This window comes from Streptomyces sp. NBC_01803, assembly GCF_035917415.1.
Lineage (GTDB): Bacteria > Actinomycetota > Actinomycetes > Streptomycetales > Streptomycetaceae > Streptomyces.
This window is the reverse complement of record NZ_CP109073.1, coordinates 427,145-443,252: the sequence shown is the minus strand read 5'-3', so window position 1 is coordinate 443,252 and position 16,108 is coordinate 427,145. Positions and strand designations below refer to the sequence as shown.

3 protein-coding genes are annotated in these 16,108 nt (G+C 75.1%); all 3 read left to right on the top strand.

From position 1 onward, the window contains the following. The first annotated feature begins 5 nt into the window (after positions 1-5). Genes OIE51_RS01950 through fabG form a run of 3 tightly spaced genes read left to right on the top strand, consistent with a single transcriptional unit; the run spans position 6 to position 16,071 of the window. A complete protein-coding gene (locus OIE51_RS01950) occupies positions 6-5,867 on the top strand; it encodes a type I polyketide synthase (RefSeq protein ID WP_326595003.1) in 5,862 nt (1,953 codons plus the stop codon). Beyond that, positions 5,864-15,328, top strand: coding sequence for a non-ribosomal peptide synthetase (locus tag OIE51_RS01945; protein ID WP_326595001.1), 9,465 nt, complete (start codon positions 5,864-5,866; stop codon positions 15,326-15,328). Before OIE51_RS01950 ends, OIE51_RS01945 begins: the two co-directional genes overlap by 4 nt. Then, positions 15,325-16,071 carry a 3-oxoacyl-ACP reductase FabG gene (gene fabG / locus OIE51_RS01940; protein WP_326594999.1) on the top strand — a complete coding sequence of 249 codons (747 nt, stop codon included), beginning with the start codon at positions 15,325-15,327 and terminating at the stop codon, positions 16,069-16,071. The genes OIE51_RS01945 and fabG overlap by 4 nt, the downstream gene beginning before the upstream one ends. The last annotated feature ends 37 nt before the right edge of the window (positions 16,072-16,108 follow it).

Genomic DNA, 16,108 nt, shown 5'->3' with positions numbered 1-16,108 from the left:
TCGAAGTGTCAGAGCCAGACCAGGAAGACAACGGCCAGGTGGCGATCATCGGCATGGCCGGCCGCTTCCCCGGCGCCCCCGATGTCGAGACCTTCTGGGAGAACCTCGCCCAGGGACGCGAGGGCATCTCCTCGTTCACGGACGAGGAGCTCCTCGACGCGGGAGTCGGCCCCGATGCGCTCAGCCGGGACGACTACGTCAGAGCCAAGGGGGTGCTGGCCGACGCCGACCGCTTCGACGCGGCGTTCTTCGGCTACAGCCCCCGCGAGGCCGAGGTGATGGACCCGCAGCACCGGGTCTTCCTCGAATGCGCCTGGGAGGCGCTGGAGACGGCCGGCGTCGACCCGAGGACGTTCGACGGGCGGATCGGCGTCTTCGCCGGCGCCGGCCTCAACTCGTATCTGCTGTTCAACGTCATGCCCAACCGGCGGGTCGTGGACTCGGTCGGCATGCACCGCGTCCTGCTGGCGAGCGACAAGGACTTCCTGGCCACCCGGGTCTCCTACAAGCTCGACCTGAAGGGGCCGGGCATCACCGTCCAGACGGCCTGCTCGACGTCGCTGACCGCCGTCCACCTCGCCTGCCAGAGCCTGTTGGGCGGCGAGTGCGACATCGCGCTGGCGGGCGGCGTCGCCGTCACCGCCCCGCTGAAGAGCGGCTACCTGTACGAGAAGGGCGGCATCCTGTCGCCCGACGGCCACTGCCGGGCCTTCGACGCCGACGCCGCCGGGACCGTCGCCGGCAACGGAGCCGGCGTCGTCGTGCTCCGCAGACTCGCCGACGCCCGCGCGGGCGGCGACGCCGTGGACGCGGTGATCCGGGGCACCGCGATCAACAACGACGGCTCTCTGAAAGCCGGTTACACCGCGCCCAGCGTCGACGGCCAGGCCGACGTCATCGCCGAGGCGCTCGCGGTGGCCGATATCGACCCGGCCACCGTCGGCTATGTCGAGACCCACGGCACCGGCACCCCGCTCGGCGACCCCATCGAAGTCGCCGCCCTCACCCGCGCCTTCCGCGAGCACACCGAGGACCGGGGCTTCTGCGCGCTCGGCTCCGTCAAGAGCAACGTCGGCCACCTGGACGCCGCCGCGGGCGTCACCGGCCTCATCAAGGCCGTTCTCGCGCTCCGCCACGAGGCCATCCCGCCCACCCTCCACTGCGCCGAGCCCAACCCCCAACTCGCGCTGGAGAGCAGCCCGTTCTTCGTCAACACCGAGCTGCGGCGGTGGCCCCGCACGGACGCCGCGCCGCGCCGGGCCGGCGTCAGCTCCTTCGGCATCGGCGGCACCAACGCCCATGTGGTGCTGGAGGAGGCCCCCGCCGAACGCCCCGCCGCCGAACGCCCCGCCCGCCCGGCGCGCGTGCTGCCGCTCTCCGCCAAGAACGCCCCCGCCCTGGCCGAGGGCGCCCGGCGGCTCGCCGACCACCTCCGGCGCCACCCCGGCACCGACCTGGACGACGTCGCCCACACCCTGACCCGGCGCCGGGCCTTCGACCACCGCGCGGCCGTGGTGTGCCGGGACGGGGACGAGGCCGTCGCCGCCCTGAGCCGGCTGGCCGGCACCGGCACCGGTACTGGCCCTGGCACCGGCACTGGCACTGGCACCGGCAGCGCCGCCGTCTCCGTCGCGCCCGACCGGGCCGCCCCCGTCGCGTTCCTCTTTCCGGGCCAGGGCGCCCAGCACGTCGGCATGGCCCGGGGCCTTCACGCCACGGAAGCCGTCTTCGCCCGCGAACTCGACCGTTGCGCCGAGCTGTTCACCCCCCACCTCGGCGAGGACCCGCGCACCCTCCTCTTCGCCCCCGATGACCGGGCCGAGGAGGCGGCCGACCGGCTGCGGCAGACCCGGATCGCCCAACCGGCCCTGTTCGCCGTCGAGTACGCCCTCGCCCGGCTCTGGGAGTCCTGGGGCGTCCGGCCGCGCGCGATGGCCGGCCACAGCGTCGGGGAGTACGTCGCCGCCTGCCTGGCCGGGGTGTTCACGCTGGAGGACGCCGTCCGCCTGGTCGCCGCCCGGGGCCGCCTGGTGCAGGAGATGCCCACCGGGGCCATGCTCTCCGTGTTCCTGCCCGAGGCCGAGACCACCGCCTGGCTCGGGGACGGCCTCGTCCTCGCCGCCGTCAACTCCACCGCGCTCAGCGTGGTCTCCGGCCCGGCGGACGCCGTCGACGGCCTGGAGCGGCGGCTGACGGCGGCCTCAGTCGCCTGCCGCCGGCTCCACACCTCGCACGCCTTCCACTCGCCCGCCATGGACGGGGCCGTCGAGCCGTTCGTCGCCGAGGTCCGCGCCGTCCCGCTGCGCGCCCCCCGCGTCCCGTTCGTCTCCAACGTCACCGGGACCTGGATCACCGACGAGCAGGCCACCAGCCCCGACTACTGGGGCACCCATCTGCGCGCGCCGGTCCGCTTCTCCGACGCCCTCGACGTCCTCCTCGCCGACCCCGATCTGGTGCCCCTGGAGGTCGGCCCCGGCCGGACCCTGACCGACTTCGCCCGCCGGCACCGCGCCTGGACCGCCACCAGGACCGCCGCCGACTCGCTGCCGCACCCGCGCGAACGCACGGACGACACCGCGCACCTGCTGACCGGCCTCGGCACCCTGTGGAGCGCCGGCGCGGCCGTCGACTGGACCGCCGTCCACGGCGGCGAGCGGCGCCGGCCGCTGCGGCTGCCCACCTACGCCTTCCAGCGCCAGCGGTACTGGGTGGAGGCCGACGACGAGAGTCCCCGGGAGGAGCGGCCTCGCGCGGCACGCCCGCCGGCCGAGTGGTTCGCCACCCCCGGCTGGAAGCGCCTGCCGGTCCCGGCCGCGCCGGCCGCCGCGCCGGGCGCCGGCGCCCTGTGGGTCGTCCTCGGCGCCGACCTCGCGCTCGGCGGCGCGCTGGCCCGGAGCCTGGCGGCGGACGGCGCCGCCGTCGTCCGGGTCGGCGCCGGACCGGACCTGGTCCAGGACGGCGACCGCGCCTGGACGCTCGACCCGGCCGACCGGGACCACCTGGCCACCCTCGTCAAGTCGTTGGACGCGGCGGCCCCGGAGACGATCCGCGTCGTCCACCTGTGGAGCACCGCCGACGGACCCGGGGCGGACGGGCCCACCCCGGAGCGGCTGGACGCCGCCCGCCGCCTCGGCTTCGACAGCCTCCTCGCGCTGGCCCAGGGCATCGCCGACGCGCGGCCCTCGGTCCCGGTCGCCGTCGACGTGCTCTGCCGGGGCGTCCACAGCGTGACCGGCGAGGAGCCGCTCCAGCCGGAGAACGCCACCCTGCTGGGCGCCACCACGGTGATCCCGCAGGAGATCCCGGACACCGCCTGCCGCGCTCTGGACATCACCGGCCTGGACCCGGACGCTCCCCGGGACGACCAGGTGCGCGCGGTGCGGGCCGTCCTCGCCCACCCCACCGAGGAGCCCCAACTCGCCCTGCGCGGACGGCACGGGTGGATCCGCGACTTCGACACCGTGCCGCTGCCCGCCCCCGCCGGGCCGGACGCCGGACCGGACGCGGGCGCCGACGCGGGCGCGGCGGGCCGGACCGGCCTGCGCGACGGCGGCGGCTACGTCATCACCGGCGGCCTGGGAGGCATCGGCCTCGCCCTCGCGGAACACATCGCCCGTACCGTCGAGGCGCCCGTGCTCGGGCTGCTCGGCCGTTCCGCGTTCCCCACCGAGGAGACCTGGGACGCCTGGCTGCGCGACCACGGCGAACAGGACCCCACCAGCGTCCGCATCAGGCGGCTGCGGCACCTCGCCGAGCTGGGCGCCCGCACCCTCGTCCTGCGCGCCGACGTCACCGACCCCGAGGAGACCGCCCGCGCCATCGCTCAGGTGCGCGACACGGCGGGCGCGCTGCACGGCGTCGTCCACGCGGCCGGGCTGCCCTCCCGGGGCATGATCCCGACCAAGTCCCGGGCGGACGCCGACCAGGTGCTCGCCGCCAAGACGCGCGGCACCCTGGTCCTGGACCGCGTCTGCCGGGACGACGACCTGGACTTCCTGCTGCTGTGCTCCTCGGTGACCGCCGTGCTCGGCGGCCCCGGCCAGAGCGACTACGGCGCGGCCAACGCCTTCCTCGACGCCTTCGCCCAGTGGAAGCGCCGCGCCGGCGGCACGCCGGTCACGGCGGTCGCCTGGGACACCTGGCGCGAAGTGGGCATGGCGGCCGGCCTGCTCGCCCGGCTCGGCGGTGCCGCCGACGCCGACGCCGACGCGGGGGAGGAGCTGACCGGGCACCCGCTGCTGACGCGCCTGGTCCACCGCACGGAGGAATCCCGTACCTACGCCTCCACGTTCAGCACCGCCGAGAGCTGGATCGTGGACGACCACCGCATCATGGGCCACGGCCTGATCCCGGGCACGGCCTATCTGGAGCTGGTCCGCGCGGCCGTGGCCGAACAGGCCGCCGGCCGGGTCATCGAGATCCACGACGTGCTGTACATGACGCCCGTGATCGTGCCGGACGGACAGACCCGCGAGGTCTTCACGACCGTCGAACTCCGCGACGGCCAGTGGCGGTTCGCGGTCCAGAGCCGCACCGGCGGCGCCGGCTCGACGGTGTGGCGGGACCACGCGCGCGGCTCGGTCACCTTCCACGAGCCGGAGCCCGACACCGTCCACGACCTCGACGCGCTCATCGCCCGCTGCGAGATCACCGACGTCCTCGACACGGACGACGCGATCGAACGCGGCCTGGGGCTGGACCGGTTCCAGAGCGGCGGCCCCATCGAGTTCTCCTTCGGGCCCCGCTGGAAATGCATGCGGGAGATCCGGGTGGGCGCCCGCCGGGTGTTCGCCACCCTGCGGCTCGACGACGCCCACGCGGCCGACGTCGACAGCTACCTCCTGCACCCCGCGCTGTTCGACGCGGCGGGCGGCACCGCCCGCGTGCACGCCCGGGACACCTACTACCTGCCGTTCAGCTACCGGAGCCTGCGGATCGCGCACGGTCTCACCAGTACGATCCACTGCTACGTCGAGCTGAAGGAGTCCGCCGACTCCTCGGGCGAGATCATGTCCTGCGACATCGACATCCTCGACCCCGAGGGCCGTTCGCTGGTGCGGGTCACCGACTTCGCGATCAAGCGGATCAACGACCTCACCGGCCTGCGCGAGCAGATCGAACGCTCCTCGGTCCCGCCACCCGACGAGGCGCACGACCGAGGCCCGGCGGACACGGAGCGGGACGGGCACGGCCCCGACGCGGCCCCGGGCATCCTGCGGACGCTCAGCGAGGGCATCAGCGAGGAGGAGGGTCGGGGGGCGTTCGCGCGCATTCTGGCCGCCCCCGAGCCGCCCGATCAACTCGTCGTCTCTCACCACGACTTCACGGCCATGCGCCGCCTCGCCCGGACCATCACCCCCGCGCTGCTGGCGCGCGAGGCCGAGCGGTTCGCGCCGCCCGCCGGCTCCCACCCCCGCCCCGACCTCGCCACGCCCTACGTGGCGCCGGTCACCGACGAGGAGAAGGCCGTCGCCGCCGTCTGGCAGGAGATCCTCGGCGTCGAACAGGTCGGCGTGGACGACGACTTCTTCGCTCTCGGCGGCCACTCCCTCGCCGCCGTGCAGATCGGCACCAGAATCCGCGCCCGGTTCGGGATCGAGCTCGACCTGCGGCGGTTCTTCGACGCCCCGACCGTCGCCCACACCGTCACCCTGCTGGCCGACGGCGACCGGGAGCGGACCCCCGAGGACACCATCGAGGCGATCAGCCGCGACGAGCCGTACCCAGATCCGGCCGACCCGGCCGACCCGGCCGACCCGGACGGGCTCGCGGAGCTCTCCGACGAAGAAGTGGAAGCACAGCTACGCGAGTTGCTCGCGGCGGAGACCGGCGAACAGCGGACGGGCGAACAGGAGGGCATGGCGTGAGCGACGGACACGCGGCCGGCGAGCCGCACCGGGAAGCGAAGCGGAAACAGGGCAGCGGCGTCGACCTCGGCGGCCTCTCCGCCGAGCAGAAGCGGGCCCTGCTGGCCGAGCGGCTGCGACGCCAGGCCAGGGGCGGCGAACAGCCCAGGCGGCGACGCCGGTTCCCCGCATCCTTCTCCCAACAGCGCCTGTGGTTCCTCGATCAGCTCAACCCCGGCAGCGCCGCCTACAACGTGCCGGGCGCGCTGCGCGTCACCGGCCCGCTGGACGTGGAGATCTGGCGGCGCTGCGTCAACGAGATCGCCCGCCGCCACGAAGCCCTGCGCACCACCTTCGCCGAGGCCGACGGCGAGCCCGTCCAGGTCGTCGCCGACGAACTGCCGCCCGAACTCACCGTCGTGGACTGCGCCCACCTGCGCGGCCCCGGCGGGGATGACGGCATCCGGGCGCTGGCCCGCGAGGAGTTCGCCCGCCCCTTCGACCTGCGCACCGGACCGCTGCTGCGCATGCGCTTCCTGCGCCTGGCCCCGGACGAGCACATCCTGCTGCTGAACATGCACCACATCGTGGCCGACCTCTGGTCCACCTCCGTCCTCTTCTCCGAACTCGTCACGCTCTACGGGGCGTTCGCCTCCGGCGGCGAGTCCCCGCTGCCCGATCTGCCGATCCAGTACGCCGACTACGCGGTCTGGCAGCGGCGCCGACTGGCCGGTGAGACGTCCGACACCGACCTGGCGTACTGGCGGGACACGCTCCACGGCGCCCCGCCGATGCTGGAGCTGCCCACCGACCGGCCCCGGCCCCCGGTGCAGAGCACACGCGGCGGATCGGTCCCCTTCCGACTCCCGGCCGCGCTGATGGAGGACGTGCGCGAGCTGAGCCGCCGCGAGGGCGTCACCCCGTTCATGACGATGCTGGCCGCGTTCCTGGTCCTCCTGCACCGCTACAGCAGGGAGGAGGACATCGTCGTCGGCGTGCCCGTCGCGGGCCGGAGCCGCAAGGAGATCGAGCGGCTCATCGGCTACTTCGTCAACACCCTCGCCCTGCGCACCGACATGTCCGGCGACCCGTCCTTCCGCGAGCTGCTGGGCCGCGTCCGCCAGGCGTGCCTGGGCGCCTTCGCCCACCAGGAGCTGCCGTTCGAACGGCTGGTGGAGGAGCTGCACCCCCGCCGCGACCTGTCCCGCGCCCCGGTCTTCCAGGTCTCGTTCGTCTTCCAGAACATCCCCATCCCCGAGTTCGACGCCGGGGGACTGCGCATCGAGTTCCTGGAGGTCGAGAGCTCCACCGCCCGCTTCGACCTCGAACTCCAGGTCTTCGAGTGGCCCGACGGGCTCAGCGGCTGGTTCGAGTACAACACCGACCTCTTCGACGCGGCCACCGTCGAACGCATGGCGGCCCACCTGGCGCTGTTGGTGAGGAACCTCGTCGCCGACCCCGGCGCGTCCCTCGCCGGCGTCCCGATGCTCGACCCCGCCGAGGAGACCGCCCTGCGGCGGCGGGACGCCGCCACCCGCCGTGACTGGCCCGAACCGCTCCTCGCCCACCGGCGGTTCGCCGAGCAGGCCGCGCGAACTCCGGACGCCGAAGCGCTCCGCTGCGCCGGCACCGCCCTCACCTACGCCGAACTCGACGGGCGCGCCAACCAGTTGGCCCGCCGCCTGCGGCGCCTCGGGGTCGGCCCCGACACCCTCGTGGGTATCTGCCTGGAACGCTCCCCGGAGATGGTCGTCGCCCTGCTCGCCGTCCTGAAGGCCGGCGGCGCCTATGTGCCGATCGACCCCGGCTTCCCGCCGGACCGCGTCGCGTTCATGCTGGACGACTCCCGGCTCCCCGTGCTGCTGACCCAGCGCGAGGTGCTGACCGGCCTGCCGCCCGTCAAGGCCGAGGCGCTGTGCCTGGACGAGATCCGCGCCGAGTTGGACGCCGAGCCCGCCGGCCCCCTGGCCGCGCCCGTCGACGCGGACGACCTCGCGTACGTCATCTACACCTCCGGCTCCACCGGACGCCCCAAGGGCGTGCAGATCCCGCACCGCGCCCTGGGCAACTTCCTGCACGCCATGCGGGAACGGCCGGGCATCGACGCCGGTGACTCCCTCCTCGCCGTCACCACGTTCTCCTTCGACATCGCCATGCTGGAGCTGCTGCTGCCGCTGGTCGAGGGCGCCCGCGTGATCCTCGCCGGCCGTGACGTCGCCACCGACGGCCGCCGCCTCGCCGACGCGCTCGACACCTCCGGCGCCACGATGATGCAGGCCACGCCCTCCACCTGGCGCATGCTGCTGGACGCCGGCTGGACCGGCGGCCGGGGGCTGCGCGCCCTCGCCGGGGGCGAGGCGCTGCCCGCCGACCTGGCGCGGCGGCTGGTGGCCAGGGGCGTCGAGCTGTGGAACATGTACGGCCCCACCGAGACCACGATCTGGTCCTCGGTGGCACGGGTCGGCGACGGGCCGGTCACCCTCGGGGAGCCGATCGCCAACACCGAGCTGCACGTGCTGGACGGCGACGGCCGGCCCGTCCCACCGGGCGTGCCCGGCGAGCTGTGCGTCGGCGGCGCCGGCCTGGCCCGGGGCTACCTGGGCCGGCCCGAGCTCACCGCCGAACGCTTCATCGCCGACCCCTTCGCCGCCCACCCCTTCGCCGCCGACCCCTTCGCCGCCGACCCTTTCACCGTGGACTCCCTCACCGCCGGCCAGGACGCCCGCCTGTACCGCACCGGCGACCTGGTCCGCCGCCGCGCCGACGGCGCCCTGGAATTCCTCGGCCGCCTCGACCATCAGGTCAAGCTGCGCGGCTACCGGATCGAGCTCGGCGAGATCGAGTCCTTGCTCGTCGGCCAGCCCGGCGTCCGGGACGTCGTCGCCGTCATCCGGGAGGACGTGCCCGGCGACCAGCGGCTCGCCGCCTACCTGGTGACCGGCGCCGGGGCGGCGGCGGCCGAGGCGGAACGGACCCGGCTGCGGGCCGCGCTGTCGGAGAAGCTGCCCGGCTACATGATCCCCTCCGCGCTGGTCTTCCTCGACGCGCTGCCGATGACCCCCAACGGCAAGATCGACCGCAAGGCCCTGCCCGCGCCCGCCACCGCCGGCCCCGGAGCGGGGACCGCGTACGTCGCCCCCCGGACCCCCGACGAGGCGGTCCTGTGCGACCTCTTCGCGCGCGTGCTGGGCGTGGAACGGGTCGGCGCGACGGACAGCTTCTTCGACCTGGGCGGCCACTCGCTGCTCGCCACGCGCCTCATCGCGCAGCTCCGCGCGGCCCGGGGCGTCGAGCTGGAGGTCCGCGCGCTGTTCCAGGCCCCCACCCCGGCGGCCCTCGCCCCCCGGCTGCGGCAGGCCACGGGCGCGCGCCCCGCGCTCGCGCCCGCCACCCGGCCCGACGAGCTGCCACTCTCCTTCGCCCAGCGGCGGCTGTGGTTCCTCCACCACCTCGAAGGCCCCTCGCCCACCTACAACATCCCCGTGGCCCTGCGGCTGTCCGGCCCGCTCGACCCCGCCCATCTGAGGGCGGCCCTGGCCGATGTGACGGCCCGCCACGAGGCGCTGCGCACCGTCTTCCCCGACCGGGAGGGCGTGCCCCGGCAGCACATCCTCCGCCCCGAGGAGGCGCGCCCCGAGCTGCCGGTGATCCCGGTGACCGAGGCGGACCTCGGGCGGGCGGTCACCGAGGCCGTCCGGCACGCCTTCGAGCTGACGACCGAACCCCCGCTGTTCGCCACCCTGCTGGCCCTCGCCCCCGACGACCACGTGCTCGTCGTCGTGGTGCACCACATCGCGGCGGACGGCTGGTCCCTGGCGCCGCTGGGCGGCGACCTGGCCACCGCCTACGCCGCCCGCCGGCAGGGCCGGGCCCCGGCGTGGGAGCCGCTGCCCGTGCAGTACGCCGACTACACCCTGTGGCAGCGGGACCTGCTCGGCGACCGGGACGACCCCGCCAGCCCGCTGGCCGGACAACTCGGCCACTGGCGGCAGGCGCTCGCCGGCCTGCCCGAACGCGTCCCGCTGCCCACCGACCGCCCGCACCCCAGGGAGGCGTCCCACCGGGGCGACCTGCTCTCCTTCACCTGGGACCCCGGCCTCCACGAGGGCCTGGTCCGGCTGGCCCGCGCCGCCGACGCCAGCGTCGCGATGGTCCTGCACGCCGCGCTCGCCACCGTGCTGAACGGCCTCGGCGCGGGCGAGGACATCCCCATCGGCACGCCGATCGCCGGACGCACCGACCAGGCCGCCGAGGACCTCATCGGCTTCTTCGTCAACACCCTCGTGGTGCGTGTGGACCTCTCCGGCCGCCCCACCTTCCGCGAGCTGCTGTCCCGGGTCCGGGAGCGGAGCCTGGACGCCTACGCCCACCAGGACATCCCGTTCGAGCACGTGGTGGACGCTCTCAACCCCACCCGTTCGCTGGCCCACCACCCTCTCTTCCAGACCATGCTCGCCTGGCAGAACACCCCCGGGTCGGTGCCCGAGCTGCCCGGCCTCGGCGTCTCGGTGGTGCCGGTGTCCACCGGCACCACCCGCACGGACATCTCCCTGGCGCTGTTCGAACGTCCCCCGGCGGACGGCCGGCCCGGTGGGATCGACGGCACCGTCGAATACAACACCGACGTCTTCGACCCGCCCACCGTCGACGCCCTTCAGCGCAGGCTGCGGCAGGTGCTGGCGGCCGTGACCGCCGACCCGGACCGGCCCGTCGAGGCCCTCGACGTGCTCCTGCCGGAGGAACGGCACCGGCTGCTGACCGAGTGGAACGGCGTCGACCGCGAGCTGCCGCCCGGCACCCTGCCCGTACTCTTCGCGGAGCAGGCCCGGCGCACCCCCCACGCCACCGCCGTGACCTGGGACGACACCGAGCTGAGCTACGCCGAGCTCGACGCCCGCGCCGACCGGCTGGCCCGCCGCCTGCGGGCGCGCGGCGTCGGCGCCGAGACCCCGGTGGCGGTGGCGATGAGTCGCTCGCCCGAGCTGGTGGTCGCCCTGCTGGCGGTGGTGAAGGCGGGCGGTGCGTACGTTCCGCTGCACCACGCCTGGCCTCCGGAGCGGTCCGCCTGGGTGGTGGCGGACACCGCCGCCCCCGTGCTGCTGGTGGACGATCCGGCGAAGGGCCGCGCGTTCGACCACGACGCCCGGGTGGTCCTCGCGACCGGCGACGACTCTCCCACCGACGACGGCCCGGCCGTCGAACCACCCACTCACCCGGACCGGTTGGCGTACGTCCTGTACACCTCCGGCTCCACCGGCCGGCCCAAGGGCGTGGCGGTGCGGCACCGCGACGTCGTCGGCCTCGCCCACGACCGGCGCCGCGCCAGCGCCCCGCCGTACCGGACGCTGCTGCACCACCCGTACTCGTTCGACCCCTCCACCTTCGAGCTGTGGGTGCCGCTGCTGACCGGCGGCACGGTCGTCGTCGCGCCCGACGAGACGATCGACGCCGACCAGATCAAACGGCTCGTCGCCCGGCACGACCTGACGACGATGCTGGTCACCGCGACCATGTTCAACCTGGTCGCGGACCAGAACCCGGCCTGCTTCGCGGGGATGCGGGAGGTCTTCACCGGCGGTGAGGCCGCCGCGCCCGGCGTCATCCGCCGGGTCCTGGAGCACAACCCGGGCCTGCGGGTCCGGCACGGCTACGGCCCCACCGAGGCCACCACCTACGCCACCATCCACCCCGTCGACCCGGCGACGGGCGTCGAGGACGTGCCGCCCATCGGCCGCCCCAAGGACAACAGCCGCGTCTACGTGCTGGACGGCGCGCTGCGCCTGGTGCCGCCGGGCGTGGTGGGCGAGCTGTACCTGTCCGGCACCGGCCTGGCCCGTGGCTACCTCGGCCGGCCGGGGCTGACCGCCGAGCGGTTCGTGGCCTGCCCGTTCGAGCCGGGCGCCCGGATGTACCGCACCGGCGACCTGGTGCGGTGGCGCCCGGACGGGCGGCTGGAGTTCGTCGGTCGGGGCGACGACCAGGTCAAGGTGCGCGGCTTCCGCATCGAGCTCGGCGAGGTCGAGGCCGCGCTGACCGCCCACCCCGCCGTCGCCCAGGCGGTGGTCGTCGCCCGCGAGGACCGGCCCGGCGTCACCGACCTGGTCGGCTATGTCGTCCCCGCCGACGGCGTGCGGGCCGACCCGGCCGCCGTGCGCGCGTCCGCCGCCGACCGGCTGCCGCCCTACATGGTCCCGGTGGCGGTGATCGCGCTCGCCGCGCTGCCGCAGACCGCCAACGGCAAGCTGGACCGCGCGGCCCTGCCCGCGCCGGACTTCCGGGCCGCCGCCGGCTCCCGCCCGCCCGCCACGCCGGAGGAGAAGGCGCTGTGCGAGGTGTTCGCCCGGGTCCTCGGCCTGCCCGAGGTCGGCGCCGAGGACAACTTCTTCGAGCTGAGCGGTGACAGCATCCAGGCCATCCAGGTGGTGGCCCAGGCCCGCGCCGCCGGACTGCTGATCACCGCCCGCGACGTCTTCGCCCGGCAGACGGCGGCCGGCCTGGCCGCCGTGGCCGAGCGGCTGGACGCGGACCGCGCGCCCGCCACGCACGACGTCGGCACCGGCGAGATCCCGCCCACCCCCATCGTGGAGTGGCTGCGCGGCCTCGGCGGCACGGCCACCGGCTTCAGCCAGGCCACGGTCGTCGCCACACCCCCCGGCGCCGACCTCGACCGGCTGACCGCCGCACTCCAAGCACTCCTGGACCACCACGACGTCCTGCGGTCCCGCCTCGTCGTCCAGCCGGACGGCCGCTGGTCCCTGTACGCGGAGGCCCCCGGCGCGGTCCGGGCCGCGGACCACCTCCGGCGGATCGACGCCACCGCCCCGGCCGCCTCCTCCTCCGCTCCGGTCTCCTCCGCCTCCCCCTCCTCGGCCACGGTCTCCTCCTCCGGTGGCGACGCCGCGCTCGGCGCGCTCGTCTCGGCGGAGGCCGCCGCCGCACAGGCCCGCCTCGACCCGGCGGCCGGGACGGTGCTCCAGGCCGTGTGGTGCGACGCCGGACCCGAACGCGCCGGCCGGCTGCTGCTCGTCCTCCACCACCTGGTGGTCGACGGCGTGTCCTGGCGGATCCTGCTGCCGGACCTCGCCGCCGCCTGGGAGTCCGTCACGGCCGGTCGGCCTGTGGCCCTGGCCCCGGTGGGCACCTCGCTGCGCCGCTGGGCCGAGCTGCTGACCGAACGGGCCCACGCCGAGGAGCTGACCGCCGAACTCCCCCTCTGGACCGGCCTCCTGCGCGACGCGCCACCGCTGGTCGCCGGGGCGCTCGACCCGGCCCGCGACGTGCACGGTGGTGCCGGACAGCTGGCCCTCACCCTCCCGGCCGAGGACACCGCGCCGCTCCTCGGACGGCTTCCGGCGGCCTTCCGGGCCGGCGTCCAGGACGTGCTGCTCGCCGCCTTCGGCCTCGCCCTCACCCGATGGCGGCGCGCCCGTGGCGGCGCGGACGGCCCGGTGGCGGTCGAGGTGGAGAGCCACGGTCGGCACGAGGGCCTGGCCCCCGGGATGGACCTCTCCCGCACCGTCGGCTGGTTCACCAGCTCCCACCCGGTCCGGCTCGACCCCGGCCCCGACCCGGCGGCGGCCGTCACCCGCGTCCGCGACCAGGTGCGCGCGATCCCCGGCGACGGCCTGGGCTACGGCCTGCTCCGCCACCTCAACCCGGAGACCGCCCCCGCGCTGGCCGCCCTGCCCGAGCCGCAGATCGCGTTCAACTACCTCGGCCGCGTCACCGCCCCCGACGGGCTCGCGCCCTGGACCCCGGTGCGGGACGACACCGCCACGGCCACGGGCGGCGCCGACCCCGCCATGCCGCTCGCCCACCCGCTGGAGCTCAACGCCGTCACCCACGACGGCCCCGGCGGACCCGAGCTGGTGGCCCACTGGACGTGGGCCGGGGCCCTGGTGGACGAGGCGGCGGTGCGCGAGCTGGCGGACGGCTGGTTCGCCGCGCTCCGGGCGATCACCGCCGCCGCCCCCGACACACCCGCGGCCTCCATGGCCGAGCCGGAGAGCCCGGCCGTCCCGGCGGGCCGCCCCACCGGCCCCGCCCCGCTCACCGCGCTCCCCGCCGTGGACCGCGCCGAGGCCATCCCCGTCTCGTTCGCCCAGCTCGACGTGCTGCACCAGCCCGTCGCCCTGGACGACCCGCACCACAACGTCGTCACCGCCCTCTCCCTCGACGGCGACCTGGACGAGAGCGCCCTGCGCCGCAGCCTGGACGACACCGTGCGGCGCCACGAGGCGCTGCGCACCCGCGTCGTCCGGCGCGGTCCCGCCGACTGGGTCCAGTACGTCGACCCGGACGGCTCCTGGCCGCTGGAATCCGTCGACCTCCGCGCCCACGACGAGGCCACCCGTGAGGAGAGGCTGCGCCGGGTCGTCCAGGACCAGGTGGACCGCCCCTTCGACGTGGCCGCCGGGCCCGTGGTCCGGGGCGTGCTCGTGGCGCTGACGGACCGCCGGCACGTGCTGCTGCTGGCCATGCACCACATCGTCGTCGACCAGTGGGCCTACGGCGTGCTCTACCAGGACCTGACCGAGCTGTACGAGGCCCACGCCCGGGGCCTGGAGCCCCGCCTGTCCGCGCTCCCGCTGCACTACCCGGACTACGCGGCCTGGCAGCGGCGGCAGCTGGCCGAGGGCGCCTTCGCCGAACACGTCGGGTACTGGCGGCGGCGGCTGGACCCCATGCCGCCCCGGCTCCACTTCGACGCGCCCGCGCACCAGACCGCCCCCGCGCCGGACGGCTACACCCACGGCTTCGCCCTCGACCCCCGGCTCACCCAGGCGCTGCGCGAGACCGCCCAGCGCGAGGGCGTGACGCTGTTCATGCTCCTGATGGGCGCCTTCGAGCTGCTGACGCACACCTTCTCCGGCAGCGACGACGTCACCGTGGCCTGCCCGCTGGCCGGCCGTGAACGGCCCGAAGTGGCGCGCATGATCGGCTTCTTCATCAGCCCCGCCCTGATCCGGGTGGACCTGGCCGACGACCCCGCGTTCGGCGAGCTGCTGGCCCGGGTCCGCGAGAGCCTGGTCGACGCCTATCTCCACCAGGACGTGCCGCTGCGGCACCTCATCCACGAGGCCGTCCGCGACGGCGCCGACGACCCGTTCCGGATCGGCTTCAACCTGCTCAACGCGCCCACCTCGGCACTGGACATGCACGGCCTGCGCGTCGCCCCGCTGGACACCGGCGTCGGGGACGACGACGTCCTCCCCGAGCTGATCACGGTCATGCGGCCCAACGTGATGGACCTCTACCTCGTCATGCGCGAGCACGAGGGGAAGCTCGGCGGCCTGTGGCTGTACAACCCGGACCGCGTCGCGGGCCGCGTGATGGGGGTGATGGTCCGCCAGTGGATCCAGCTCCTCGAACTCATCACGACCCACCCCGGGCTGCGCGTCGCCGAGCTGCGGCACCGGCTGCGGCGGACCGTGCTCCCCGCCGATCCCGCCGACCCCGCCGACGAGAGGACCGACCGATGACCCGGACCGACACCCCGGTGGCGCTCGTCGCCGGCGGCTCGCGCGGCATCGGCCGCGCCACCGCCCTGCGGCTCGCCCGGGACGGCTTCGACCTCGCCGTCTGCTACGCCTCCGACGGCACCGCCGCCAAGGAACTGGAGCGGGAGATCACCGACCTCGGCCGCCGCGTCTACGTCCGCCGGGCCGACGTGTCCGACGGCTCCGCCGTCGAGGAGCTGGTGGACGGTGCCGAGGACGCCCTCGGACCCATCACCGCCGTGGTCACCTCGGCCGCGATCCTCCGCGACAACCCGCTGCTGCTGATGGAGGACGAGGACTGGGACGCCGTGCTCCGGGTCAACCTGGACGGCGTCTACCACGTCTGCCGCACGGTCGTCCGCGAGATGACCAAGCGGCGGCACGGCGCGATCGTCAACCTCTCCTCCATCGCCGGCCTCCACGGCAACGCCGGCCAGACCAACTACGCGGCGACCAAGGCCGGAATCATCGGCTTCACCAAGTCCCTGGCCAAGGAGGTCGGCCGGTACGGCATCCGGGCCAACGTGGTGGCCCCCGGCTTCATCGGCACCGACCCGGTCCTCAGCCTGCCCGAGGCCCACCTGGAAGGGTTCCGCCGGCAGATCGCGCTCGGGCGCGTCGGCCGGCCCGAGGAGGTGGCCGACCTCGTCTCGTTCCTGCTCTCCGACCGGGCCGCGTACATCACCGGCACGGTCCTGACGATCGACGGCGGGATGTCCTTCTGACCGCGCGCCCCGAGAACGCACCGCCCGCCCCACCCAC

What these genes read in the sequence shown, in the direction of transcription:
- fabG (WP_326594999.1), top strand. Translation starts at nt 15,325, where the DNA reads ATGACCCGGACCGACACCCCGGTGGCGCTCGTCGCCGGCGGCTCGCGC.